Origin of the sequence: Streptomyces sp. NPDC079020 (genome assembly GCF_044542225.1) — a bacterium.
In the GTDB taxonomy this organism is placed as follows: Bacteria; Actinomycetota; Actinomycetes; order Streptomycetales; family Streptomycetaceae; genus Streptomyces.
The window spans coordinates 243,166-268,184 of the sequence record NZ_JBITUB010000006.1 but is presented as its reverse complement, the minus strand read 5'-3'; the positions used below and the strand labels follow the sequence as shown (position 1 = coordinate 268,184).

The following is a 25,019-nucleotide window of genomic DNA, read 5'->3' as shown; positions in this document are numbered from 1 at the left end:
TTCCGCGAAAGCCCCCTGGCAGGCTGCTGACGGCACTCTGGCAGGGCCCTGACGGCCGCGTGACAGGGGCTTTCGCGGGCGGCGGCTGGAGGGGTGGTCGAACGGATGACCGGGAGACGGGTGGCCGGGCGGGGGCGTGGACTGTGACGGGTCGCCGCCCCGGGCCTCTGAGAGACTGGGCGCGATGAACGAGACAGCGCCCCTGAGAGCCCGTGCCGAGATCGACCTCGCCGCCCTGCGCGCGAACGTGCGCGTCCTTCGCGCGCGGGCGGGCGGAGCGCAGCTCATGGCCGTGGTGAAGGCCGACGCCTACGGGCACGGCGCGGTGCCCTGCGCCAGGGCCGCGCTGGAGGCCGGCGCGGCCTGGCTCGGCACCGCCACCCCGCACGAGGCCCTGGCCCTGCGCGCGGCCGGGCTCGACGGCCCGCTCATGTGCTGGCTGTGGACGCCCGGCGGCCCCTGGCGCGAGGCGATCGAGGCCGGCATCGACGTGTCGGTCAGCGGCATGTGGGCGCTGCGCGAGGCCGTCGCCGCCGCAGAGGCGGCCGGCCGCCCGGCCCGTATCCAGCTCAAGGCCGACACCGGCCTCGGCCGCAACGGCTGCCAGCCCGCCGACTGGTCCCGGCTGGTTGCCGAGGCGCGCGCCGCCGAGCAGGCCGGACGGGTCCGGATCACCGGTCTCTGGTCCCACTTCGCCTGCGCCGACGAACCCGGCCACCCCTCGATCGCCGCCCAGCTCGGCGTGTTCCGCGACATGGTGGCGTACGCGGAGAAGGAGGGGGTCGAGCCCGAGGTGCGGCACATGGCCAACTCCCCGGCGACACTGACCCTCCCCGAGGCGTACTTCGACCTCGTCCGGACCGGGATCGCGATGTACGGCATCTCGCCCAGCCCCGAGCTGGGCACGCCCGCCGACTTCGGACTGCGCCCCGTGATGACGCTCGCCGCGTCCCTCGCCCTGGTCAAGGAGGTCCCGGCCGGGCACGGCATCAGCTACGGGCACCACTACACGACCTCCGCCGAAACGACCCTCGGCCTGATCCCCCTCGGCTACGCGGACGGCATCCCGCGCCATGCCTCGGGGTGCGGCCCGGTCCTCGTCGACGGCCACGTGCGCACGATCGCGGGCCGCGTGGCCATGGACCAGTTCGTCGTCGACCTCGCGGGCGACCGGCCGGAACCCGGCGCGGACGCCGTGCTGTTCGGCCCCGGCGACCGGGGCGAGCCGACCGCCGAGGACTGGGCGGCGGCCGTCGGCACCATCGCGTACGAGATCGTCACCCGGATCGGGACCCGGGTGCCCCGGGTGTACGTGAACGCGCAGGACGAGCCGCACGAGATCCCGACCGACAACGACTAGGAGCGCGGCACGGTGAGCGAGAGCAGCGCGGGGGACGTGGCGGCGGCGACGGCCGTCGCGGCGGCAGGCTGGCGCCGGGCGGGCGTCGCGGGCGCCGCGATAGGAGTCATCGCGGCGGGCGCGGCGGCCGGCGTCGCGGTCGAGCGGCTCACCGTGGGCCGGGGCATGCGGAAGAAGGCCCGCCTCGCGCTGGACGCCACCGGCCCCTACGGCTCGCTGCGCGGCACGCCGGGGCGGGCGGTCGCGGACGACGGCACCGAGCTGTACTACGAGGTCGACGAGACCGAGCCCCCCGCCCCGGCGGACGGGGCGGGCGAGGGCGGCGCCGGTTCGCGGCGGCGGCGGCTCTTCGGGCGGAAGGCCCCCGCACCGGTCACCGTCGTCTTCAGCCACGGCTACTGCCTCAGCCAGGACTCCTGGCACTTCCAGCGGGCGGCGCTGCGCGGTCTGGTGCGCACCGTCCACTGGGACCAGCGCAGCCACGGCCGGTCGGAGCGCGGCCGGGCCCAGGCCGACGGCGTACCGGTCGGCATCGACCAGCTCGGCCGCGATCTGAAGGCGGTCATCGACGCGGCGGCGCCCGAGGGCCGGCTCGTCCTGGCCGGGCATTCGATGGGCGGCATGACGATGATGGCGCTCGCCGACATGTACCCGGCGCTGATCCGGGACCGGGTGGCCGCCGTCGCGTTCGTCGGCACATCGAGCGGGAAGCTCGGCGAGGTGAGCTTCGGGCTGCCGGTGGCGGGTGTGAACGCGGTGCGCCGGGTGCTGCCCGGGGTGCTGAAGGCGCTCGGTTCCCAGGCGGAGCTGGTGGAGCGGGGGCGGCGGGCGACGGCCGACCTCTTCGCGGGGCTGATCAAGCGGTACTCGTTCGGATCGCGCGACGTGGACCCGGCGGTGTCGCGGTTCGCCGAGCGGCTGATCGAGTCCACCCCGATCGATGTGGTCGCCGAGTTCTATCCCGCCTTCACCGAACACGACAAGAGTGGGGCGCTGCCCGCCTTCCGCGACCTCCCGGTGCTGATCCTGGCGGGCGACAAGGACCTGGTCACGCCCAGTTCGCACAGCGAGGCCATCGCGGACGTGCTGCCGGACGCCGAGCTGGTGATCGTGCCGGACGGGGGGCACCTGGTGATGCTGGAGCACCCGGAGACCGTCACCGACCGTCTCGCCGACCTGCTGGTACGGATCGGGGCGGTGCCTGCGGCTAACGTTGGCGAGCATGGAAGCACCGCACAACAGCCCGGCCGCTGAGACGTCCCCGGGCGCAGAGGTCCCCGTCACGGTACGGATCGCCGTCGAGTCCCCCGAGCAGATGGGGGAGCTGGGCCGGCGCCTCGCCCGCGTCCTGGCCCCCGGCGACCTGGTCATGCTCACCGGCGAACTGGGCGCCGGGAAGACCACGCTGACCCGGGGGCTCGGTGAGGGCCTCGGGGTGCGCGGCGCGGTCACGTCCCCCACCTTCGTGATCGCCCGGGTCCACCCGCCCCTGGGGACGGGCCCGGCGCTGGTCCATGTCGACGCGTACCGCCTGGGCGGCGGGCTCGACGAGATGGAGGACCTGGACCTCGATGTGTCGCTGCCGGATTCGGTGGTGGTCGTGGAGTGGGGCGACGGCAAGGTCGAGGACCTGTCGGAGGACCGGCTCCAGGTGCTCATCCACCGGGCGGTCGGCGACACGGACGACGAGCGGCGCGAGGTGACGCTGGTGGGCATCGGGGCGCGCTGGGCGGGGCTGCGGGCGGCGCTGGCGTAGGGCGGGGCGGGTACGGGGCGGGGAGCGCCCGGCCGGTGCGGTGGGCCCGCTCAGTAGTCTGAACCCCGTTCGGCACTGATCTCGGGGGACATCGCATGGAACACCTACGCCAGGACGACCCTGCCCGGATCGGGCCGTACGTCCCGCTCGCCGCGCTGGACGCGCGGGACGGCGGGCGTCCCGTCCCCGACCGCCGCTATCTCGCCCGCTCGGCCGACGGCGACCGCACCGTCCTCGTCTGTGTCCCGCGCCCCGGCGCGGACCCGGCGCGGTGGGCCGAGGAGGCGGGGCAGGCGCTCCGGCTGTCCCTCCCGCGCTTCCTCCCGGTGACGGAGGCGGCGTACGACCCGGCGGGATTCCCCTGGTACGCGGCGCCCTACACACCCGTACTGCCCCTCCCCGCCGCGCTGGAGGCACACGGGGGACCGCTGCCGGAACGGTTCGTCCATGCCCTCGGGGCGGCCCTGGCGGACGCGCTCGCGGTGGCCCACGCCCAGGGCGTGACCCATGCCGGGGTGTCCCCGTCGGCCGTCCTGCTCACGGCGGACGGGCCGTGGCTGGCCGGATTCGGCGCGGTGCGCGCGGCGGGACCCGACGGCACGGCGCGCGTGGGCCCGGCCGTTTCGGAGCCCGGCTGCCTCGCCCCGGAGCAGCTCACGGGCGGCCGCCCGCGGCCCCTCGGCGATGTGTACGGGCTGGGAGCGGTGCTCTCGTACGCGAGCACCGGTCATGTCGTGCCCGAGAGCGCGGAACTGCCCGCCGCCCTGCGCCCGTTGATCACCGCCTGCCTGGCCCGCGACCCGGCCGCCCGCCCGGACGCGGCCCGCCTCGCCGCCGCCCTGGCAGCGGGGGCCGCGGGCTTCCCGGGGCCGGCGACGGGTGCGGGTGCCGGGCCGGGGCCGCAGGGGCCCGCGGCCACCGTGCTCGACGCCGCCTTCCCCGTACCACTGCCCGCGCGGGTGGTCGCCGGACTCGTCCGGCAGTCCGCCGCGGCCCTCGCGGCCGTGCTTCCCCTGTCCACCACCGTTCCTACCGCCCGGGGCTGACGGCCGATGTTCTCTCCGCTCACCCACGACGACCCGCAGTCCCTCGGCGGCCACCGGCCCCTCGCCCGGCTCGGCAGCGGCGGCATGGGCACCGTCTATCTGGCCCGCTCCGGCGGCGGGCGCACCGTGGCCCTGAAGACGATGCACGCCCGCATCGCGTCCGATCCCGCATTCCGTACCCGCTTCCGGCTCGAAACCGAGGCCGCCCGTGTCATCGGACCCGTCCACGGCGCCAGGGTCTTCGAGGCCGATCCCGCCGCCGAAACCCCCTGGCTGGCAACGGAGTACGTCCTGGGGCCCCCGCTCGACGAGGCGGTGCGGCTCGCCGGGCCCCTGCCCGAGACGGCGGTACGGGCCCTGGGCGCCCTGCTGTGCGCGGCCCTGACCCAGCTGCACCTGTCGGGCGTCGTCCACCGTGACCTCAAGCCGTCCAACATCATGCTCACGGCGGACGGCCCCAAGGTCATCGACTTCGGTATCGCCCGCGCCCTCGGGGACGAGCGGCTGACCCGTACCGGCGCGGCCGCCGGTACGCCCGCGTACATGTCCCCGGAGCAGGCCACCGGCCAGGAACACACCTCGGCCGGTGATGTGTTCGCCCTCGCGGGGGTGCTCACCCAGGCGGCGACCGGGCACGGTCCCTTCGGCTCCGGCCTGCCCGCGGACCTGCTGTACCGGGTCCGCTACACCACCCCCGACCTCACCGGGGTGCCCGCGGCCCTGGTCCCCGTGCTGGCCCGCTGCCTGAGCAAGGACCCGGCCGGCCGCCCCACCACCACGGCTCTCGCGGCCGAACTCGCCCCGCCTGCCGGTTACTTCGCCGACCAGCTGCCCGAGCCCCTGCTCATGGAGATGGCCCGTCGGGCGGCGGCGGTCTGGGCCGTCACCCCCCAGCGCCTGCCGCCGCCCGCCGGTCATGAGCACGGTCACGGCCCCGAGCACGGCCACGGTCCCGCGCTCGCCGGGACGGCCGTGGACGGGGCGAAGTCCGGCACGTCCCGCCGCCGTGTGCTCGCCCTGGGAGGTGCCGGACTGCTCGGCGCGGCCGGGGTGGCGGTGGGGGCCCGGTATCTGACGGGGGGCGCGGACGGCCCGGAGAAGGGCGCCGCCGGCGCGAACCCCACCGAGGGCCCCGCCTGGGACCAGCTCTGGCAGGTGCGGGCCGACTACGGGATCAGCCCCCGCGTACCACCGGCTCCGCTCCTGCTGGAAAAGCTCGTCGTGGTCGCGGACAGCGCCAGCACGCTCCAGGCGCTGGACCCGAGGACCGGCAGGGCCCAGTGGACGGATCTCGACACGTACCGTTTCCACCAGGTCACCACCGACGGCGAACAGATCTACGCCATCGAGTTCCCCTTCGAGGAGACCGACCCGCTGACCATCGGCACGGTGGGGCTCGGCGACGGGAAGCTCACCACGCCCTTCGCCCGGCTTCCCGGCCTGCGGGGACGGCTCTTCGAGAACCAGCTGCTCTGTGTCGCGGACGGCACCCTGTACGCGGTCGGGGGCCGGGGACCCTACTCGACGGACGGATTCCTCAAGGCCCAGACCTGGTCGCTGCTGGCGCTCGACAGCCGTACGGGAGCGACCCGCTGGTCCCGGCCGCTGCCCGCGCGGCCGGACGGGTCCGAACCGCTGCACTTCCTGTCGGCACAGGTCCGGGGCGGGTATCTCGTCCTCGCCCAGCAGTCCGCGAAGGGCGGGATCAGCCTGGCCGTCCGCGACACCCGTACCGGGCGGCAGCTCTGGAACCGGCCGCTCGACGGGGATCAGCCCGCCTTCACCCGGGCCCGCTTCGCGGTCGACGACCGGCATGTGTACACGGGCACCGGCGGACTCCTCGCCCTCCGGCTGTCCGACGGCGCGCAGGCATGGAGCCACCGGGGGCGTGCCGGGGCCGCGTACAGCCCGCCGGCCGTCGAGGACGGCGTGGTGTACGCGGTGGAGCAGGACCGGGGCGTCGTCGCGGTCGGGGCCGGTGACGGGAAACCGCGCTGGACGGAGAAGGGCCGCGCCGACACCGGGACCGTCCTGGACGTGGCCCCCGCCGTGGGCGGCGGCCGGATCTACAGCGCGTCCGCGTCGGGGCTGACCGTCACGGATGTGCGTACCGGCGTCTCCGCCCGCCCCTACAAGGCCGCGGTCGGCCGGTACTTCCCGCACGAGGGCTCGGGGACGCTCATCGCGCTCGGCGACGCGTACGCCGCCGCGTACCCCCTGGGCTGAACGCGCCCGGCCGCCTCGGGCCGAAGGCACGGAGCGGCCCCGTACCCGTACCCGCACGGCGTCACCCCCGTACCGCGTCACCCCTTCCGCCACCACACTCACGGAAAGCACCGCTGAAACATGAAGCCCCTGGAAACCGGCGACCCGATCCGACTCGGCCCGTACCACCTGCGCGGCGTGCTGGGGGAGGGCGGCATGGGCAAGGTGTACGTGGGACAGGACGGGCAGGGGCGTGCCGCCGCCGTGAAGGTCCTGCACTCCCACCTGTCGCACGACCAGAACCTGGCGCAGCGCTTCGTCCGCGAGGCCCGGATGGCGCAGGCCGTCACCGGTGAGGGAGTGGCCCGGGTGCTGGACACCCGGACCGAGGGCGGGCGCCCCTGGATCGCCACCGAGTTCCTCATCGGCCCGAACCTGGAAGAGGCGGTCCGGGCGTACGGTCCGCTCGACGAGTCCGGGGTCCGGGTCCTGGCGGTGGCGCTGGCCCGCGCGCTCCAGGACATCCATGCCGCCGGTCTCGTCCACCGCGACCTGAAACCCGCCAACATCGTCCTCACCTCGACGGGCCCCCGGATCATCGACTTCGGTATCGCCCGCCCCGAGCACGGGTTCACCCTGACGGTGACCGGCCAGGTCCCGGTCACGCCGGGGTACGGGGCTCCCGAGCAGGCGCTCGGCCGGCGCGTGGGTCCGGCGGCGGACGTCTTCTCGCTCGGCGCCGTGCTCGTGTACGCGGCGAGCGGGCAGCGCGCCTACGAGGGGGCGCACGTCGCGGCGGTGCAGTACGAGGTGGTCCACGGGGAGCCGCGGCTGGACGGGGTCCCTCCCGTGCTGCGGCCCCTGATCGGGCCGTGTCTGGCCAAGGACCCCGCGCACCGGCCGGTGCCGGAGCAGCTGGCCGGGGCCTTCGACCCGCCGCGCGGCGCCGACCGCGTCTGGCGGCGGGGTCCGCTCGCGCAGGACATCTCGGCGCGCGAGCGCAGCCTCCATGAGCTGACCACCACCGTGCCGGTCCGGGGCGCCGCCACCGCCGTCACCGGGGGCCCGGTGACGCGTCGCCGGCTGCTGACCGCGCTGGCGGTCGGCGGGGCGGTGGCGGCCGGCGGCGGCGCGGTGTGGTGGAGCGGACGGGAGAGCGGCGGGGGCCCGTTCGACATACCGCCCGCCGTGCCGACGCCGAAGCTCCGTGCCCTGTCCACGGAGCGGGGCGACTATGTGAACGGGGAGACCCCGAAGCCGCTGTGGACCGTCGCCTCGGCGGTCGACGAGAAGACCCCGGCACCCCTTCCGGTGCGCGATGTGATCGTCGCCGGGGCGAAGGGCGGCGGTCTTGTCGCGCGGAGCGTCGTCGACGGCTCGGTGCGGTGGAAGGCGCCCGATGTCACGGCGGGCAGGCGCTATGTGCCGCTCTCCGGCAGGCTGGTGGCCGCGGCCGACGGAAAGGGCGTGCTCCGTACGTTCGTCGCCTCGACGGGTGAGCCGAAGTGGACGGCGGACGCGGAGGTCTCCTCCGTCCTGGCCGCCGACGACGACGCGGTGTACGTGGTGACCGGGGACGGCCGGGTGCGCGCCGTCGGCCGGTCCGACGCGAAGGTGCGCTGGACCGCCGAGGCCGGGATCTCCCTCACCGCCGAGTCCGGGGCGCGCGGTGCCACCGCGCCGGGCCGTCTGGTCGTCGTCGGGGGCGGCGGTGTCGCGGCGTTCGCCACCGGCGACGGGCGCCGGGCGTGGGTCCGGCGCGGGCAGTCCACTGGCCGCCCCGGACTCGCCGTCTCGGGGGACACGGTCGTCGTGAGCGGCAACCGTCTGGCGGCGCTGGACGCCGGTGACGGCAAGGAACGCTGGGCCGTGGACACCTTCGGGAAGGTGCGGGGGGTGCCGGTCTCCTCGGGCCCGCCGACCCTTCACGGCACGCATGTGTACGCGTCCGTCATCGGATACCCCCGCCGTCTGGGCATCGCCGACGGGAAGTCCACCGACTGGGCCTCCGAGGGGCTGTTCCAGTGCGATCCGCCCAGCCCGCTCCTCGTCCAGGGCCACGGCTTCTGGTCGGTGGCCGTCAACGGGCAGGCCGGCGGCATCAACGTCCTGGATCTGGACCTCAAGCGGGAACCATGGGTGTTCCGCCTGATCAAGAACGTCGACCGCTACTGGATCACGGGCGACGGCGGGCGGGTCTTCCTGCTCGACGGGGGGTCGCTCACCGCACTGCCGGTCTTCTGAGCGCACTCTTTCCGACAGGCCGTCGGTAAATTGTTGCGCGGGGCGCGGTGGGCGTGGTCACATGGAGTGGAGATTTGGTTAGGTCTACCTAACCACGCCCTCCAGTGGAGCCCGGGAGGCATCCATGCCGACGTCCGAGCACGAAGCGCAGCCGCAGCCGTCCCCGACGCCCCGGCCGGCGCCGTCCGCCCTGTCGATGAAGGATCTGCTGGCCTCGTGCGCGGCGGCCACGGCGGTCTCGACACCGCCTCCGTGCGCGGAGGGTGAACCGGACGACGGAGCGGTGACCGGGGCGCGGCGCGACGCGGCGTAGCGCCGCGCCCGGATCATCCGGGCAGGGCAGGGCAGGGCAGTGCGGGCAGGGCGTGGCGGGGTGATGCGGAGGCCGGTGGCGCCGGAGGCCGCGGTGCCCGGTCCTCCGCCACGGGGCAACGCGGCCTCTCGGCTACGGGACGACGACCTTGGCGCCGACGGTCGCGAACGTCCACACCGGACGGGACGGCGGCGCCCGGTCCGCTACGGGACGACGACGACCTTGACGCCGACGGTCGCGAACGTCCACACCGCGTCGCCGTCCGCCCGCTTCATCCGCACGCCGCCGGTCTTCGTGGTCGGGTCCGGGCTCTCCATCGAGCCGTCCTGCGCCGCGCTGAAGCCCACGGTCACATCGCCGACGTTCGCGAACCGCACCACGTGCTCGATCAGCACGCCGTCCGAGCCCGCGATGCTGCCGGAGCGCGAGGTCACCGTGTACGTCCCGGGCGGCGGGCTGACGGTGCTCGGCATCACGGTGAACGTCCGCTCCGCCTTCTCCCGCGCGTTCACCAGCCACACCCGGCGGTCCTTGAGCGCGTAGACGACGCGCACCCCGGTGCCGGAATCGGCCGGGACGGCGAGCGGGCGCTCCGGCTTCCCGGGCTTCGGGGTGGGACGGGGCGAGGCGGAGGCCGAGGCCGAGGCGGACGCCTTCGGGGTGACGGAGGCCACCGACTCCGGCGCGTTCGCCGATGCCTGGTAGGCGAGGAAGCCGACCACGGCAACGGCCGCCGCAGTGAGCCCGGCCACGATTCCCGAGCTTCCTCTTGCCACCGTGAGTTCCCCTTTCGCACGCCACCCAGGGCATGTCATACAAGCGTTTACGTCGTATACGCGTATCCACGGTGACGGTAGCAGCCGGGGCGGGGCAGATCGGTACGACGGACGGGCGCCGTGCCTCTGCCGGGGGAGCCGTAGGCTGTTTGCGTGCTCTTGCTCGCTGTGGATACCGCCACCCCCGCCGTCACCGTCGCCCTCCACGACGGGAGATCCGTCATCGCGGAGTCCGGTCAGGTCGACGCCCGCAGGCACGGGGAACTGCTGCTGCCCGCCGTCGACCGGGTCCTCGCCGAGGCCGGGGCGAAACTCGACGCCGTGACCGGTCTGGTCGTCGGCGTGGGCCCCGGCCCGTACACCGGGCTCCGGGTCGGCCTGGTCACCGCCGCCACCTTCGGCTCCGCCCTCTCCGTACCGGTGCACGGGCTGTGCACGCTGGACGGCCTCGCGTACGCCGCCGGGCTCGCCGGGCTGGAGGGCCCGTTCGCCGTGGCGACGGACGCGCGCCGCAAGGAGGTCTACTGGGCGCGGTACGAGGACTCCCGTACCCGTATCGGTGAACCCGCCGTCGACCGGCCGGCCGACATCGCCGGACAGCTCGCGGGCCTCCCCGTGGTCGGGGCGGGCGCGGTGCTGTATCCCGAGGCCTTCGGTGACGCCCGGGGACCCGAGCACGTCTCGGCCGGGGCGCTGGCCTCGCTCGCCGCCGAGCGGCTGGCCGCCGGGGCCGAGCTGCTGCCGCCGCAGCCGCTCTATCTGCGCAGGCCCGACGCGCAGGTGCCGAAGAACTACAAGGTGGTCACCCCCAAGTGAGGACCACGGCCGCTGTGCTGCGCGAGATGCGCTGGTGGGACATCGAACCGGTGCTGGAGCTGGAGCACGAGCTGTTCCCGGACGACGCCTGGTCGCCCGGCATGTTCTGGTCCGAGCTGGCACACTCCCGCGGGCCGGGGGCCACCCGCCGCTATGTCGTCGCCGAGGACCCGGCCACCGGGCGGATCGTCGGCTACGCGGGACTCGCGGCCCTCGGCGACCTCGCCGACGTCCAGACGATCGGGGTGATCCGTGAGCACTGGGGCAGCGGTCTGGGCTCCGAACTCCTCACCGATCTGCTGAAGCACGCCACGGCCTTCGAGTGCGCCACGGTGCTCCTCGAAGTCCGCGTCGACAACACCCGGGCGCAGAAGCTGTACGAGCGCTTCGGATTCGAGCCGATCGGCTTCCGGCGCGGCTACTACCAGCCGGGCAACATCGACGCGCTCGTCATGCGCCTCCACGTACAAGAAACTGAGACTGACTGATGGCTGACGAACCGCTCGTACTCGGCATCGAGACCTCCTGCGACGAGACCGGCGTGGGCATCGTGCGCGGGACGACGCTGCTCGCGGACGCCGTCGCGTCCAGCGTCGACACGCACGCCCGCTTCGGCGGGGTCGTCCCGGAGATCGCCTCCCGCGCCCATCTGGAGGCGATGGTCCCCACCATCGAGCGCGCCCTGAAGGAAGCCGGGATCAGCGCCCGTGACCTGGACGGCATCGCGGTCACGGCCGGTCCCGGGCTCGCCGGGGCGCTGCTCGTCGGGGTCTCGGCGGCGAAGGCGTACGCGTACGCCCTGAACAAGCCGCTCTACGGGGTCAACCACCTCGCCTCGCACATCTGTGTGGACCAGCTGGAACACGGCCCGCTGCCCGAGCCGACCATGGCGCTGCTGGTCAGCGGCGGGCACTCCTCGCTGCTGCTGGCCCCGGACATCACCAACGACGTACGGCCGCTGGGCGCGACCATCGACGACGCGGCGGGGGAGGCCTTCGACAAGATCGCCCGGGTGCTGAACCTCGGCTTCCCCGGCGGCCCGGTCATCGACCGGCTGGCGAAGGAGGGCGACCCGGGGGCGATCGCGTTCCCGCGCGGGCTGAGCGGGTCGCGCGACCCGGCGTACGACTTCTCCTTCTCCGGCCTCAAGACCTCGGTCGCCCGCTGGATCGAGGCGAAGCGGGCGGCGGGCGAGGAGGTGCCGGTACGGGATGTGGCGGCGTCGTTCCAGGAGGCCGTGGTGGACGTGCTCACCCGCAAGGCCGTCCGGGCCTGCAAGGACGAGGGCGTCGACCACCTGATGATCGGCGGCGGGGTCGCGGCCAACTCGCGGCTGCGGGCGCTGGCCGAGGAGCGCTGCGAGCGGGCCGGTGTCCGGCTGCGGGTGCCCCGGCCGGGGCTCTGCACGGACAACGGGGCGATGGTCGCGGCACTGGGCGCGGAGATGGTGGCCCGCAACCGGCCCGTCTCGGACCTGGGGCTGTCGGCGGACTCCTCGCTGCCGGTGACCGAGACCCATGTGCCCGGCGAGCACGGACACGGCCACACGCACGATCACGACCATGTGCACGAGATCAGCAAGGACAACCTGTACTCATGAGCGATCCGACCGTCGCGCTGATGTGGGAGGCCCGCGCCACCGAGGGGCGGGGCGCCGAGCTGCTGGAGTGGGCGCGGGCCCGGACGGGCGAACTGGCCCGCGAGCCGCTGCGCAGCGAACTGCTGCGCGCCCCCCAGGACCGGGTCCTGGTGATCACCTGGTGGGCGGGGGAGTACGGGGACGAGCTGCCCGAACTCCCCGAACCGGACGCCGGCCTGATCACCCGGGCGGTGCACCGCTGGCGCTTCGAGTCCCTCGGCTGATCAGCCCCTCGATGATCGCGTCGAGTTCGTCGGCGACCTCGTAGTCGGCTGCGTACTCGCGCCACCGGTCCTTGACCGCCGTGAGGCGCGGCAGCGTGTCCGCGTCCTCGGCGGTGACCATCTCGGGGAAGTACCGCGTGCTCGGCGGGTTCTCGGCCCGGTGGGCCGCCGCCCTGCGGAAGACCAGGTCGCCGTAGACGTAGCTCCAGATCGTCCGGTAGGCGCGCACCGAACGGGCGGGGGAGAGCCCGCAGGCGAGCGCGGAGCCGATGATCTCCTCCACCATCCACAGCGCGTTCTTGTCGGTCAGCTCGCCCAGCGCCAGGATGTCCAGCACCCACGGCATCCGGCCGAGGATGTCGTGCAGGTGCACGGACACGGCGAGCAGCCGCGCGCGCGGGTCCGCGGGCAGCTCGGGCCGCGGGAAGGCGGCGGCGGTGCCGGACAGGGTGAGCATCAGCAGCTCGTCCTTGTCCTTCACGTAGTGGTAGAGGGCCATCGGCGTGCTGCCGAGCTCCTTCGCCACCCGTCGCATGCTCAGGGCTCCGATGCCCTCTTCCTCGATGATCCGGCGCGCGGTGGCGACCATCGCGTCCGGGTCCAGCCTGCGGGGCCGTCCCACGGATCGCTTCTTCGCCGGTGGTTCCTTCTCTGTGCCTGACACCGGGGCATTGTCTCCCGCGCCCGTCTCCTCCCTCCGCATGGGGCCGTCGTGGCCCACGCCTTTCTCCGGTGTGCCCGTGAACAATTTTTATACACGTATAGTAATTTCCGGGCCGAGAGATGCGAGAGAAGGGGAAGTCGTGAACAGTGACGCGAAGAACGTGCGTTGGCTGCTTGTCGTGGCGCTCACCGTGCAGTTCCTGGTGTCGTTGGACATGTCCGTGGTGAACGTGGCGCTGCCCGACATCCGCAGCGACCTCGGCTTCGGCCGGGACGGGCTGCTGTGGGTCGTGAACGCCTACGCCCTGGCCTTCGGCGGGCTCCTCATGCTCGGCGGACGCCTCGCCGACCTGATCGGCAGCCGCCGCGTCCTGACGGCGGGCCTGGTGCTGTTCGGCGTGGCGAGCCTGGCGGGCGGCCTGGCGCGGTCGCCGGGCGCGCTGGTCGCGGCCCGGGCGGTGCAGGGGGTCGGCGCGGCGGCGCTCGCCCCGGTGGCCTTCGCCCTGATCGCCCTCGCCTTCCCGGCCGGACCCGCCCGCTCGCGCGCCCTGGGGCTGTGGGGCATGGCCGGTGCGGCGGGCGGCGCGGTCGGCGTGCTCGCGGGCGGGCTGCTCACGGACGCGGCGGGCTGGCGGTCCGTGATGCTGGTGAACGTGCCGATCGTGGCCTTCGCGCTGGCCGCGTCGGCGCGTACGGGACTCACCGCCCGGCCGGTCCGGACCGGGGCCCGGCTCGATGTGACGGGGGCGGTGCTGGCCACCGCCGGTACGACGCTGCTGGTGCTCGGGCTCGTACGGACCGCGGACCACTCCTGGGGCTCCGCCACCACCCTGGGCACGCTCGGCGCCGCCGTGCTGCTGCTGGCGGCCTTCATCGCCGTCGAGCTGCGGACGGAGTCGCCGCTGCTGCGGCCGGGCCTGCTGAAGGGGCGGCCGGTGCTGACGGCGAACCTGTTCTGCCTGCTGCTGTCCTCGGGCCAGTTCGCCGCGTTCTACTTCGTCTCGCTCTACCTCCAGCTGGTGCTGGGCTACGGTCCGACGGCGGCCGGTGCCGCGTTCCTGCCGTTCTGCGTGGGCGTCGTGGCGGGCTCGGTCGTCGCCACCCGTACGGTCGCGGCGCTCGGCACCCGGCGGCTGCTGGCCACCGGCGGGGCGATCGCCGCGCTCGGCATGGCCGGGTTCGCGGCGACGGCCACGGCGGACGGCGGCTTCCTCTTCTCGGTCCTCGGCCCGTCCCTGGTCACGAGCGTCGGCGTCGGCCTGTGCTTCGTACCGCTCGGCACGGCCGCCACGACAGGTGTCGCACCCGGCGAGACGGGCATGGCGTCCGGGCTGCTCAACAGCGCCCGCCAGGTCGGCGGCTCGCTGGGCCTCGCGGTCCTGGTCACCGTCGCCGCCCAGGTGACCGGCGGCGGCTCCGGGCGCTCCGCGCTGGCCTCCGGCTACGCGGCGGCCTTCTGGGTCTGTGCGGGGCTCCTGGCGGCGGCCGCGCTGGCGGCGCTGGTGCTGCTCCCCGCGGGTGAGCGGGCCTCGGCCGCGGCCGAGGCGGAGGGGGCGGCGGGCGTGTCCCGATGAGTCCGGGGCGCCGGAGGTCTACCTTCCACAGCATCCGGCGCCCCGCCGGCCGGTCCGAGGAGGAGACGGCCATGCAGAAGATCAAGCCATGTCTGTGGTTCGACAACCAGGCGAAGGAGGCGGCCGACCACTACGTGTCCGTCTTCGGCGGCGACTCCCGGATCGTGGACGTCACCCACTACACCGAGGCGTCCCCCGGCGTGACCGGCTCGGTGATGACCGTGGAGTTCGTCCTCGCGGGCCAGGAGTACATCGCGCTCAACGGCGGCCCGGAGTTCTCGTTCACCGAGGCGGTCTCGCTCTCCGTCGACTGCGCCGACCAGGCCGAGGTGGACCGCCTGTGGGACGGGCTCGGCGAGGGCGGCGAGGAGAGCATGTGCGGCTGGCTCAAGGACAGGTACGGGCTGTCCTGGCAGATCGTCCCCCGCGTGCTGGCAGAGCTGCTCGGCGGCCCGGACAAGGCCAGGGCCGAGCGGGTCATGAAGGCCATGCTGGGCATGCGGAAACTGGACGTGCAGGCGCTGCGCGACGCGTGACCCCCGCTCAGGCCGCTTGGCGCTCCCCGTCCGCGCCGGAGCCCTTCCCGGCCGCCGGTAGTGTCTGGGGCATGTCACGCCGCTCGCCGTTGCCGCCGCCCCCGCCGCCTGTGGAGATCCGCTCCTGGCCCGATCGCGAGACGCTGCTCGCCGACCGGGCCGTGGTCCTCGGCGAGCTGGTCCGGCTGCATGTGGGGCGGGGCCGGCTCGGGCTGCTGTGGATGTGGGGGGCGCTCGCCGCGCTCGGCTGGTCCTTCGTGGGGACCGCGCTCATCATGTTCGAGGAGACGTACGACGTGTTCAGCGCGATCGGCGCGCTTCTCGCCCTCGTCGTCGGCTGCGTGCTCCTGGTGCCGTCCGGCATCTTCGTGTCGCTGGGCCTGGGCCGGGACCGGAAGGTCCGTCAGCTGCTCCTGGAATGGGGCACGCTGGACCGTGATGCGGCCCGCGACCGGCGGCTGCGGTTCCCCGGGACCAGCCTCGCCTGGCTGCTGATGTCCTTCGCGCTGTGCGCGGTCGGCCTGTTCGCGTGCATGGCCGCACCTGCGGGCGCCGCGGCCGAGGACCCGTACGGGCTGCTGGTCCTGGTGATGGGCGTCGGCCTGATCGCCTGGGTGATCGGTCTGATCGGCATCACCAAGGCGCTCACGCACCGCCGTTGGGTGGTACGGGTCCTGATGGGCGCCGCTCCCCGGCCGCCGGTGCCGGCCCCCGGCGGGGCGCCCCGCTGACGGACCACCGGCTCACCCGCCGACGGGGTGGCCGATCAGCATCGTCGGAGCGCCGGCCACCCGGGTCAGGAACACGGTGGCCGCATGCGGCCCCTGGAGCTTCATGCGCCGCCGCAGCTCCTCCGGTTCGACGGCCGAACCGCGCTTCTTGACGGTCAGTACGCCGACCTCCCGCTCCCGCAGCAGGGCCTTCAGCTTCTTCATCCCGAACGGGAGCCGGTCGGTGATCTCGTAGGCCGTCGTGTACGGCGAGGTGTACGCCGTGTCGCTCGTGATGTACGCGATCGTCTCGTCGATCAGCCGCCCGCCGCACCGCTCCACGATGTCGGCGACCAGATGGGCACGGATGACCGCGCCGTCCGGCTCGTACAGATAGCGGCCGACCGGGCCGACCGGCGGGGCGGGCAGCGGGGCCGCCGCGGTGAGTGTCGCCGCCGAGGGCAGGAGCGTGGCCCGGTAGGAGCCGGCCGTGAAGCCCTCGCCGAACCAGAGCACCGCCTCCTTCACCTCGCCGCCGTCCGAGATCCACTCCGCCTCGGCCTGCGGCCCGATCGCCTCGTGCGGGATGCCGGGGGCGATCTTCAGCGCCGCCCTGGGGGCCTTCAGCGCGGCCGCGGTCGCCCACGACAGCGGCGGTGAGTACGCCTCCGGGTCGAAGATCCGGCCCCGCCCGCCGCGCCGGGCGGGGTCGACGAAGACCGCGTCGTACGCGGCTGTGCCGATCTCCGTGACATCGGCGCACCGCACCTCGACCAGGTCCGCCAGCCCGAGCGCCTCGGCATTGGCACGGGCGACCTCGGCGGTCAGCGGGTCGCGGTCCACGGCGAGCACCCGGATCCCGGCGCGCGCCAGGGCGATGGCGTCGCCGCCGATCCCGCAGCACAGGTCCGCCACGCTCCGTACGCCGAGCGAGGCGAACCGTCCGGCGCGGTGGGCGGCGACCGATGTACGGGTGGCCTGTTCCACACCGTTGGGCGTGAAGAACATCCGGTACGCGTCCTCGGCGCCGAACTTCGCCACCGCGCGCTGCCGCAGCCGCGCCTGCCCCAGCGCCGCCGACACCAGATCCGCCGGGTGCGTACGGCGCAGCCGGGTGGCGGTGGCCAGCTCCTGTGCGGGGTCGTGGTCCCGCAGCGCGGCCAGGAGTCCGGTGCCCTCCGGCGTACGCAGGGCGGCGAAGGCGGCGAGCGGGTCCGTGGGGCCGGCGGGACCGGTGGGGGTAGGTGCGTTCACCCGGTCCATTGTGAGCCAGGTTCCGTGTGAGCCAGCCGGGGGACCGGGCGGTTCCGGCGGCGGTGTCGGGGTGGGGGCCCGGCGACGGGCTGGCAGGATGCGGCGCCATGCAACCAGTAAGACAAAAGGAAAAATTGGGCATGAAGAGGCGCAGACCGGGCTCCTTGGTCCTGGCGGCGCTGCTGGTCGCCGTGATCGGCTCCGGATGCGCCGCCGGGCCGGACGGCGGCGCGGGCGCCCCGGACAAGCGGGACGGGCCCGCCTCCGGACAGCCGGGCGGACCGGCCCGGCAGGCCGGACCCGCCCGCGCCCCGGACACGTACGCCCAGGAGGTCAGGCGGAAGCAGGCCGCCCGTGCCGTCGCGGCGAAGAAGTGGGGGCTGGCCGGGGTCCCGCTGGCCGCCCCGGCGCCGCCCGCGGTGAAACCGCGCATCACCACCCGCGAGGGCTTCGAGGTCACGGACGGCGACGCGCTGCCGCCCGTCTTCACCACCGTTCCCACCAAGGAGCGGATCGTCTTCCTCACCATGGACGACGGCGCGGAGAAGGACCCCGAGCTGCTGCGGATGATGACGGAACTCGGCATCCCCTACAGCGCGTTCCTCAGCGACTACGTCATCAACGACGACTACGGCTACTTCGCGCAGATGCAGAAGCGCGGCGTCACCCTCAACAACCACACGCTGAACCACCGCTATCTGCCCGGCCTCTCCTACGACGAGCAGAAGAAGGAGATCTGCGACCAGCAGGCCAGGATCGAGAAGCGCTACGGGAAGCGGCCCACCCTCTTCCGGCCGCCGTACGGCAACTACAACCGCGACACCCTGGCCGTCGCGAAGTCCTGCGGGGTGACGGCCGTGCCCCTGTGGTCCGCCGAGGCGTTCCCCGACCACATGGAATGGCGCGAGTGGGACCGGGACCTGCACCCGGGCGACATCATCCTCACCCATTTCCGCGGGCGCGAGGACTGGGAGGGCTCCATGCCGGACATGATCCGACGGGTCATGAAGACGGTCACCGACAAGGGGTACGCGGTGGCCCGGCTGGAGGACTACGTATGACGCGCGCGCACCGGCTGCTGGCCGGGCTGCTGACGGCCGGTGCGCTCCTCACCGTCACCGCCGGGTGCGCGCAGTCGGTGGACCCGATCGAACGGCTGGGACGCAAGGCGGCCCAGCAGATGGGCGGCCGGTCGCCGTCACCGAAGTCCGCGGTGCTCAAGGGGGGCCGGGGCGCGTGCGGTCAGCGGCCGCTCGCCGCGCGGTCCTCCGCGCCCCCCGCGGCGCGGTCCTCCGCGCGACGCGAGGGTGGTGAATTGGCACTCCGCTTGACCGAGTGCTAATCGCGGTCATAGTCTCAGGTCTGGCACTCCCCACTGGAGAGTGCCAGCACCACTGTGCGGCAGGGCAGGTCCGGCACCCGCGACGACGGATCGACCTGGTCGCCACCCAAAGACTGTTAAACCCCGTGAGATCTCCGAAGGGGGAGACCGGATCGTGTCGACCACCAGCACCAAGGTTGCGATCAAGCCGCTCGAGGACCGCATTGTGGTCCAGCCGCTCGACGCCGAGCAGACCACGGCTTCTGGCCTGGTCATTCCGGACACCGCCAAGGAGAAGCCCCAGGAGGGCGTCGTCCTGGCCGTGGGCCCGGGCCGCTTCGAGAACGGCGAGCGCCTTCCGCTCGACGTCAAGACCGGCGATGTCGTTCTGTACAGCAAGTACGGCGGCACCGAGGTGAAGTACAACGGCGAGGAGTACCTCGTCCTCTCGGCCCGCGACGTGCTCGCGATCGTCGAGAAGTAATTCACCCACGTTTGCTTCTGTTCTGCGCCCCTGGCCCCCTGCGAAATAACTAGCCGGGTGGTCAGGGGCGCAGTTCGTTTTGAGAGGGAAGAACAGCCCATGGCGAAGATTCTGAAGTTCGACGAGGACGCCCGTCGCGCCCTTGAGCGCGGCGTCAACAAGCTTGCCGACACGGTCAAGGTGACGATCGGCCCCAAGGGCCGCAACGTCGTCATCGACAAGAAGTTCGGTGCTCCCACCATCACCAACGACGGTGTCACCATCGCGCGCGAGGTCGAGCTCGACGACCCGTACGAGAACCTCGGTGCCCAGCTCGTGAAGGAGGTGGCGACCAAGACCAACGACGTAGCGGGTGACGGCACCACCACCGCCACCGTGCTGGCCCAGGCGCTCGTCCGCGAGGGTCTGCGCAACGTCGCCGCGGGCGCCTCCCCGGCCGCCCTGAAGAAGGGCATCGACGCCGCGGTCAAGGCCGTGTCCGAGGAGCTCCTCGCGACCGCCCGTCCGATCGAAGACAAGTCCGACATCGCCGCCGTGGCCGCGCTCTCCGCGCAGGACACCCAGGTCGGCGAGCTCATCGCGGACGCGATGGACAAGGTCGGCAAGGACGGTGTCATCACCGTCGAGGAGTCCAACACCTTCGGTCTGGACCTCGAGTTCACCGAGGGCATGGCCTTCGACAAGGGCTACCTGTCCCCGTACATGGTGACCGACCAGGAGCGTATGGAGGCCGTCCTCGACGACCCGTACATCCTGATCCACCAGGGCAAGATCGGCTCCATCCAGGAGCTGCTCCCGCTGCTGGAGAAGGTCATCCAGGCCGGTGGCTCCAAGCCGCTCCTGATCATCGCCGAGGACGTCGAGGGCGAGGCGCTCTCCACCCTCGTCGTCAACAAGATCCGTGGCACCTTCAACGCCGTCGCGGTGAAGGCCCCGGGCTTCGGCGACCGCCGCAAGGCCATGCTCGGTGACATCGCCACCCTCACGGGCGCGACCGTCATCGCCGAGGAGGTCGGCCTCAAGCTCGACCAGGCCGGTCTGGACGTGCTGGGCACCGCCCGCCGCGTGACCGTCTCCAAGGACGACACGACCATCGTCGACGGCGGCGGCGACACGGCCGACGTCAAGGGCCGCGTCAACCAGATCAAGGCCGAGATCGAGTCCACGGACTCCGACTGGGACCGCGAGAAGCTCCAGGAGCGCCTCGCGAAGCTGGCCGGCGGCGTCTGCGTGATCCGCGTCGGTGCCGCCACCGAGGTGGAGCTCAAGGAGAAGAAGCACCGTCTGGAGGACGCCATCTCCGCGACCCGCGCCGCGGTCGAGGAGGGCATCGTCTCCGGTGGTGGCTCCGCTCTGGTCCACGCCGTCAAGGTCCTGGAGGGCAACCTCGGCAAGACCGGCGACGAGGCCACGGGTGTCGCGGTCGTGCACCGTGCCGCCGTCGAGCCGCTGCGCTGGATCGCCGAGAACGCCGGCCTCGAGGGCTACGTCATCACCTCGAAGGTCTCCGAGCTCGACAAGGGCCAGGGCTTCAACGCCGCCACCGGCGAGTACGGCGACCTGGTGAAGGCCGGCGTCATCGACCCGGTCAAGGTCACCCGCTCCGCCCTGGAGAACGCCGCGTCCATCGCGTCGCTGCTGCTCACGACCGAGACCCTGGTCGTCGAGAAGCCGGCCGAGGAAGAGGCCGAGGCCGGTCACGGCCACGGTCACTCCCACTAGTACGCCGCAGTACGCCGTTCCGGTACGGCAGCGCGCCGTACCGGAACGGCAACCACAGAGGCCCGGTACCCCCGTCGCGGGGGCACCGGGCCTCGGTGCGTCGTGCCGGCGGCTCACGCCGAGTGGTGCAGCACCCCCGGCGTCACCGGGTCCGCGAACGGCAGCCCCCGGGCGAAACGTTCGAGCTCGTCCAGGGACCGGTCGGCCATCCGGTACAGCTCATTGCCGAGCGAGCCCGCGATGTGCGGGGTCAGCAGGACGTTCGGCAGGTCGTACAACGGGGACTGCGACGGCGGGAGTTCGGGCTCCGTGACGTCCAGCACCGCGTGCAGCCGCCCGCTCACCAGCTCCGGGAGCAGTGCCTCCTCGTCCACCAGCGAACCCCGCGCCGTGTTGATCAGCGTCGCCCCGTCCGGCAGCAGCGCCAGCTGTTCCGCGCCGATGAGGTGGTGGGTGGCCGGGAGCTGCGGCGCGTGGACGGAGAGGACCGAGCTGCGCGCGCACACCTGCGCCAGCGACGCGGACCCGACCCCCAGCGCGGCGGCCTCGTCCTCGGAGACGTACGGGTCGTAGAGCACCACGTCCAGATCGAACGGGCGCAGCAGCTCGATCACCCGGCGGCCGATGCGGGAGGCTCCGACGATGCCGACGGTCCGGCGGTAGTTGCCGGTGCCGTCCAGTTCGTCGCGCCAGTCGTGGTCGGCGCGCAGCGTGCGGTAGCGCTGGGCGGCGTGCAGGACGCGCTTGTTGGCGAACAGGATCGCGGCCACCGTGTACTCGGCGACCGGGAGCGCGTTCGCCGCCGCGGCGGAGGTGACGGCGATCCCGCGCTCCCAGCACGCGTCGGTGATGTGGTGCTTCACCGACCCGGCGGCGTGCACGACGGCGCGCAGCCGCGGGGCGGCGGCCAGGACCTCGGCGGTGAGCGGGGTCGCTCCCCAGCAGGTGAACAGCACCTCGGCCTCGGCGAGTGCGGCGGCCACCTCGGGTGTCGGTGCGGCCAGGTCATGGCCGACGAGCCGGGTGTCCGTGCGGGTGAGGGCGGCCAGCCGGGTGTGGTGGCGTTCGGCGAGGAGGCGTTCGGCGATGCCGGGGGCCATCGCCAGCAGGGCTTTCGGCCGGTTGTCAGTGGCGTGGGGCATGGTGGGACTCGTACTCCTCAGGGCTCGCGCGGGCGGTCCGGCGGTCACTTGACGCTTCCGGCGGTCAGACCCGCCTTCCAGTGCCGTTGCAGCGAGACGAAGGCGACGATCAGGGGGATCACGGCGAGGAGGGAGCCGGTGACGACGAGCGGGTAGAAGCTCGGCTCGCCGTGCGTGTTGGTGTTCCAGGAGTACAGACCGAGGCTCAGCGGGAAGAGCTTGCGGTCCGACAGCATCACCAGGGGGAGGAAGAAGTTGTTCCAGATCGCGGTGAACTGGAAGAGGAAGACCGTCACGAAGCCCGGCATCACCATGGGCAGACCGATCGACCAGAAGGTGCGCAGCTCGCCCGCCCCGTCGATCCGGGCGGCCTCCAGCGCCTCGTTGGGGATATAGCCGGTGCAGAACACCCGTGCGAGGTACACACCGAACGGGTTGACCAGCACCGGGATCAGCACCGACCAGTAGGTGTTGACCAGGCCGATCTCGGAGGCCAGGAGATACATCGGCAGGGCCAGCGCGGTGGTGGGCACCAGCACGCCCATCAGGACCAGGCCGAACAGCTTCTCCTTGCCCCGGAATTCGTACTTGTCGAAGGCGTAGCCCGCGGCCACACAGATCAGCGAGCAGACGATCGCGCCGCCACCGGCGTACAGGAGGCTGTTGAGGTACCAGCGGAAGTAGATGCCGTCGCCGTAGGAGGCGAGGTTCGACAGGTTCTCGCCGAGGTTGAAGCCGTCGAAGGAGAACGCGCTGCCCGCGAGCAGGTCCCCGGTGTCCTTCGTGGCTGCGGTGACCAGCCAGACGAGGGGGAAGAGCATGTAGACGACCGCGAGGAGCAGGAAGCCGTTGACCGCGGTCTTGGACATCCAGCGGCTGGGGCGGGTCGATGAGTTCATGCCTTCTTGCCCTTCCGGCCGGTGAAGCGGGTGACGACGAAGGAGAGCAGCGCGGCGGTGAGGGCCAGCAGGATGGAGGCGGCCGCGGCGAGTCCGTAGTCGTTGCGCTCGAAGGCCGCGGTGTACGCGTACATGTTCGGTGTCCAGGTGGAGGAGACGGCCGAGCCCGTTCCCTTGTTGAGGATCAGCGGTTCGGTGAACAGCTGGAGCGAGCCGATGATCGTGAACAGCGCGACCATCGCCACGGAGGCGCGGATCAGCGGGATCTTGATGGACAGGGCGACCCGCCAGGCGCCGGCGCCGTCGACCGTGGCCGCTTCGAGTACGGAGCGGTCGATGGCCTGGAGCGCGGCGTAGAAGATCACCATGTTGTAGCCGAGCCATTCCCACAGCGCGATGTTGACGATGGAGGGAAGGGCGCCTTCGGGGGAGAAGAAGTCGAAGCCGATCCCGCCGGACTCCATGGCGCTGACGACCGGGCTGAGCTGGGGCGTGTAGAGGTAGACCCAGATCAGCGCGGCGATGATGCCGGGCACGGCGTGCGGCAGGAACAGCGCGAGCTGGAAGAACCGGCGGGCGCGGGCCAGCGTGGAGTCCAGCAGCAGGGCGAGGGCGAGGGCCCCGATGAGCAGCAGCGGAATGTAGAAGAGGCAGTATCCGAGCAGAACGACGAAGCCCTCGCGGAAGGCCCGGTCGCCCAGGGCCGCCGCGTAGTTGTCGAGGCCGCTGAAGACGGTCTCGGTGCCGCCGAAGCCCAGTCCGGACTGCTTCTCGGTGAACAGGCTGAGCCAGACCGCGTATCCGATCGGCACGAGCATGGCCAAGGTGAACAGTACGAAGAAGGGCCCCAGCAGGACGGCGGCGGCTCTGGATGTCCGGGCGCGCTTCATCAGCCGGCGTCCTCGACCTTCAGGCCGCGCTTCCTGAGCTCGGCGACCGTGGCGTCATGGCCCGCCTTCACCGCTTCGGAGATCGTCGAACCGCCGCTGGCGACCTTGCCGAACTGGTCCTTGATCACGGTGTTGGAGGTGCCGGTCGTCGGGCCCCAGGCCCAGTTCTGGCCGATGGAGGTCGCGGCGCCCTCGAACACCTGGTAGATGTCCGTGCCGCCGTAGAAGCTCGCGTCGAAGGCCTTCTTCGCCACGGGGCGCAGTTCGGCCGCGGCCGGGAAGGCGCTCGACGTACCGGACTCGATCCGGGCCTTGATGCCGTCCTCGGTGGTGGACATCCAGGTCGCGAACTCGACGGCGGCCTCGGCCTTCTTGCTGTTCTTCGACACCGCGAACGTGGAGCCGCCGAGCATGCCGCTGGCCGGCTTGCCGTCCCAGCTGGGCATCGGGGCGACCGCCCACTTGCCGCTCTGCTCGGGCAGCGTGCCCTTCAGGACACCCGCGCCCCAGGCGGCGCCGAGGTAGCCGACGGTGCCGCCGTTCTTGAGGGAGTTGGTCCACTCCGGGCTGAAGGAGGCGTTGGCCCGGATCAGGTCGTCGTCGAGCAGTCCCTGCCAGTAGTCGGCGACCTTGGTGGTGGCCGCGTCCGTGGTGGAGACCTTCCAGGTGTCGCCCTCGGCCTTGTACCACTGGGCCCCGGCCTGCCAGGCCATCGCCTGGAAGGTGGTCGGGTCGTCGGGGAAGAAGGTGCCGATCCGGGCCTTCTTGTCGGCCTTCTTGACGTCCTCGGCGGCCTTGCGGAAGGCGTCCCAGGTGGTGGGGACCTCGACGCCGTACTTCTTGAACAGGTCCTGGCGGTAGTAGAACGCCTGCGGCGAGGCGTCGAAGGGGACGGCCCAGTTCTTGCCGCCCAGCGTGGTCAGCTCCACCGCCTGCGGCAGCAGCTTCTTCTTGACGTCGTCGGTGACGTACTGGCTGATGTCCTGGAGGGCGCCCTGGCTGACGAACTCGGGCAGCTGCGGGTACTCGATGCTGACCAGGTCGGGGGCGTTGCCCGCCTTCACCGCGTTGGAGATCTTGGCGTAGCCGCCCGCGTTGCCGGAGGGGATCTCCTCGTAGACGACCTTGATGTTCTTGTGGGAGGCGTTGAACGCGTCAACGACCTCCTTCGATCCCTTGGCCCAGCCCCAGAAGGTGATGCTGACGGGCTTCCCGTCGCTTCCGGGGGCTGCGGAGTCGTCACCGCTGCCGCCGCAGGCCGTGAGAACGGCGAGGGCGGTGGCGGCGCCGACTATGACATGGGACGTTCTGCTCCGACTGCGGCTCACAGCGTGGCTCCTGAACAGGCGACGACATTGGCGTTGGCCGTGATCCTTGAACCAGCCGTGACCGAAGTCAAGAGCGAAAGATTGATTGATCGAAAAAAGATCAAATAAGTTACGAAC

The 25,019-nt window shown here is 72.5% G+C and carries 25 protein-coding genes; 18 read left to right on the top strand and 7 right to left on the bottom strand.

What is annotated here, in order from left to right:
• Positions 1 to 184 precede the first annotated feature (184 nt).
• From alr to ACIGJO_RS15120, 7 genes are all read left to right on the top strand, one after another.
• Positions 185 to 1,360 (top strand): alanine racemase, encoded by a 1,176-nt coding sequence (alr, locus tag ACIGJO_RS15150; protein ID WP_399957605.1) that lies wholly within the window; start codon positions 185 to 187, stop codon positions 1,358 to 1,360.
• 12 nt (positions 1,361 to 1,372) lie between these two features.
• Positions 1,373 to 2,614, top strand: coding sequence for an alpha/beta fold hydrolase (locus ACIGJO_RS15145; protein WP_399957602.1), 1,242 nt, complete (start codon positions 1,373 to 1,375; stop codon positions 2,612 to 2,614).
• Positions 2,583 to 3,116, top strand: coding sequence for a tRNA (adenosine(37)-N6)-threonylcarbamoyltransferase complex ATPase subunit type 1 TsaE (tsaE, locus tag ACIGJO_RS15140; RefSeq protein ID WP_399957599.1), 534 nt, complete (start codon positions 2,583 to 2,585; stop codon positions 3,114 to 3,116). Before ACIGJO_RS15145 ends, tsaE begins: the two co-directional genes overlap by 32 nt.
• A gap of 95 nt (positions 3,117 to 3,211) precedes the next feature.
• Positions 3,212 to 4,162: a serine/threonine protein kinase gene (locus ACIGJO_RS15135; protein WP_399957596.1), complete on the top strand. Its 951-nt coding sequence runs from the start codon at positions 3,212 to 3,214 to the stop codon at positions 4,160 to 4,162.
• Positions 4,163 to 4,168: 6 nt separating this feature from the next.
• On the top strand, positions 4,169 to 6,388 hold the full coding sequence (locus ACIGJO_RS15130) for a PQQ-binding-like beta-propeller repeat protein (RefSeq protein WP_399957593.1): 2,220 nt from the start codon (positions 4,169 to 4,171) through the stop codon (positions 6,386 to 6,388).
• 120 nt (positions 6,389 to 6,508) lie between these two features.
• Positions 6,509 to 8,611 (top strand): protein kinase, encoded by a 2,103-nt coding sequence (locus ACIGJO_RS15125; protein ID WP_399957590.1) that lies wholly within the window; start codon positions 6,509 to 6,511, stop codon positions 8,609 to 8,611.
• Between the two features lie 124 nt (positions 8,612 to 8,735).
• On the top strand, positions 8,736 to 8,924 hold the full coding sequence (locus tag ACIGJO_RS15120) for a hypothetical protein (protein ID WP_399957587.1): 189 nt from the start codon (positions 8,736 to 8,738) through the stop codon (positions 8,922 to 8,924).
• Positions 8,925 to 9,127: 203 nt separating this feature from the next.
• On the opposite strand, the gene ACIGJO_RS15115 is transcribed toward ACIGJO_RS15120, so the two are convergent.
• A complete protein-coding gene (locus tag ACIGJO_RS15115) occupies positions 9,128 to 9,676 on the bottom strand; it encodes a hypothetical protein (RefSeq protein WP_399957584.1) in 549 nt (182 codons plus the stop codon).
• 177 nt (positions 9,677 to 9,853) lie between these two features.
• On the opposite strand from ACIGJO_RS15115, the gene tsaB reads away from it, so the two are divergent.
• From tsaB to ACIGJO_RS15095, 4 genes are read left to right on the top strand one after another with little or no spacing between them, the layout of a single operon-like run.
• Entirely contained in the window at positions 9,854 to 10,516 is a 663-nt protein-coding gene (tsaB, locus tag ACIGJO_RS15110; RefSeq protein WP_399957581.1) for a tRNA (adenosine(37)-N6)-threonylcarbamoyltransferase complex dimerization subunit type 1 TsaB, read from the top strand.
• Complete coding sequence (gene rimI / locus ACIGJO_RS15105; RefSeq protein ID WP_399957578.1) at positions 10,513 to 11,004, top strand: ribosomal protein S18-alanine N-acetyltransferase; 492 nt, start codon at positions 10,513 to 10,515, stop codon at positions 11,002 to 11,004. The genes tsaB and rimI overlap by 4 nt, the downstream gene beginning before the upstream one ends.
• Positions 11,004 to 12,116, top strand: a complete 1,113-nt coding sequence (gene tsaD / locus ACIGJO_RS15100; RefSeq protein WP_399957575.1) for a tRNA (adenosine(37)-N6)-threonylcarbamoyltransferase complex transferase subunit TsaD — start codon at positions 11,004 to 11,006, stop codon at positions 12,114 to 12,116. Before rimI ends, tsaD begins: the two co-directional genes overlap by 1 nt.
• The gene (locus tag ACIGJO_RS15095; RefSeq protein WP_399957572.1) at positions 12,113 to 12,379 is read left to right on the top strand and encodes a hypothetical protein; all 267 of its coding nucleotides are present in this window, start codon (positions 12,113 to 12,115) and stop codon (positions 12,377 to 12,379) included. The genes tsaD and ACIGJO_RS15095 overlap by 4 nt, the downstream gene beginning before the upstream one ends.
• Here ACIGJO_RS15095 and ACIGJO_RS15090 read toward each other — a convergent pair.
• Positions 12,336 to 13,043 (bottom strand): TetR/AcrR family transcriptional regulator, encoded by a 708-nt coding sequence (locus ACIGJO_RS15090; RefSeq protein WP_399957569.1) that lies wholly within the window; start codon positions 13,041 to 13,043, stop codon positions 12,336 to 12,338. The two genes, ACIGJO_RS15095 and ACIGJO_RS15090, sit on opposite strands and share 44 nt — an antisense overlap.
• 139 nt (positions 13,044 to 13,182) lie before the next feature.
• On the opposite strand from ACIGJO_RS15090, the gene ACIGJO_RS15085 reads away from it, so the two are divergent.
• The 3 genes from ACIGJO_RS15085 (at position 13,183) to ACIGJO_RS15075 (ending at position 15,883) form a co-directional block, all read left to right on the top strand.
• The gene (locus ACIGJO_RS15085) at positions 13,183 to 14,616 is read left to right on the top strand and encodes an MFS transporter (RefSeq protein WP_399957566.1); all 1,434 of its coding nucleotides are present in this window, start codon (positions 13,183 to 13,185) and stop codon (positions 14,614 to 14,616) included.
• A 71-nt stretch (positions 14,617 to 14,687) separates the two neighbouring features.
• Entirely contained in the window at positions 14,688 to 15,152 is a 465-nt protein-coding gene (locus ACIGJO_RS15080) for a VOC family protein (protein ID WP_399957563.1), read from the top strand.
• Positions 15,153 to 15,223: 71 nt separating this feature from the next.
• Entirely contained in the window at positions 15,224 to 15,883 is a 660-nt protein-coding gene (locus ACIGJO_RS15075) for a hypothetical protein (protein ID WP_399957560.1), read from the top strand.
• A 12-nt stretch (positions 15,884 to 15,895) separates the two neighbouring features.
• Here the strand turns inward: ACIGJO_RS15075 and ACIGJO_RS15070 are convergent, their stop codons facing one another.
• On the bottom strand, positions 15,896 to 17,125 hold the full coding sequence (locus ACIGJO_RS15070; protein WP_399957557.1) for a methyltransferase domain-containing protein: 1,230 nt from the start codon (positions 17,123 to 17,125) through the stop codon (positions 15,896 to 15,898).
• A 131-nt stretch (positions 17,126 to 17,256) separates the two neighbouring features.
• Here ACIGJO_RS15070 and ACIGJO_RS15065 point away from each other — a divergent pair, with 131 nt between their 5' ends.
• The 4 genes from ACIGJO_RS15065 (at position 17,257) to groL (ending at position 20,643) form a co-directional block, all read left to right on the top strand.
• Positions 17,257 to 18,177: a polysaccharide deacetylase family protein gene (locus tag ACIGJO_RS15065; RefSeq protein ID WP_399957554.1), complete on the top strand. Its 921-nt coding sequence runs from the start codon at positions 17,257 to 17,259 to the stop codon at positions 18,175 to 18,177.
• On the top strand, positions 18,174 to 18,458 hold the full coding sequence (locus ACIGJO_RS15060; protein WP_399957551.1) for a hypothetical protein: 285 nt from the start codon (positions 18,174 to 18,176) through the stop codon (positions 18,456 to 18,458). Before ACIGJO_RS15065 ends, ACIGJO_RS15060 begins: the two co-directional genes overlap by 4 nt.
• A gap of 154 nt (positions 18,459 to 18,612) precedes the next feature.
• Entirely contained in the window at positions 18,613 to 18,921 is a 309-nt protein-coding gene (gene groES / locus ACIGJO_RS15055) for a co-chaperone GroES (RefSeq protein WP_185299054.1), read from the top strand.
• A gap of 99 nt (positions 18,922 to 19,020) precedes the next feature.
• Complete coding sequence (groL, locus tag ACIGJO_RS15050) at positions 19,021 to 20,643, top strand: chaperonin GroEL (RefSeq protein WP_399957548.1); 1,623 nt, start codon at positions 19,021 to 19,023, stop codon at positions 20,641 to 20,643.
• A gap of 113 nt (positions 20,644 to 20,756) precedes the next feature.
• On the opposite strand, the gene ACIGJO_RS15045 is transcribed toward groL, so the two are convergent.
• From ACIGJO_RS15045 to ACIGJO_RS15030, 4 genes are read right to left on the bottom strand one after another with little or no spacing between them, the layout of a single operon-like run.
• Positions 20,757 to 21,785: a hydroxyacid dehydrogenase gene (locus ACIGJO_RS15045; RefSeq protein WP_399957545.1), complete on the bottom strand. Its 1,029-nt coding sequence runs from the start codon at positions 21,783 to 21,785 to the stop codon at positions 20,757 to 20,759.
• Positions 21,786 to 21,829: 44 nt separating this feature from the next.
• Entirely contained in the window at positions 21,830 to 22,684 is an 855-nt protein-coding gene (locus tag ACIGJO_RS15040; protein WP_329946511.1) for a carbohydrate ABC transporter permease, read from the bottom strand.
• On the bottom strand, positions 22,681 to 23,574 hold the full coding sequence (locus ACIGJO_RS15035) for a carbohydrate ABC transporter permease (RefSeq protein ID WP_399957542.1): 894 nt from the start codon (positions 23,572 to 23,574) through the stop codon (positions 22,681 to 22,683). The genes ACIGJO_RS15040 and ACIGJO_RS15035 overlap by 4 nt, the downstream gene beginning before the upstream one ends.
• A complete protein-coding gene (locus ACIGJO_RS15030; RefSeq protein ID WP_399957539.1) occupies positions 23,574 to 24,902 on the bottom strand; it encodes an ABC transporter substrate-binding protein in 1,329 nt (442 codons plus the stop codon). The genes ACIGJO_RS15035 and ACIGJO_RS15030 overlap by 1 nt, the downstream gene beginning before the upstream one ends.
• Between the last annotated feature and the right edge of the window lie 117 nt (positions 24,903 to 25,019).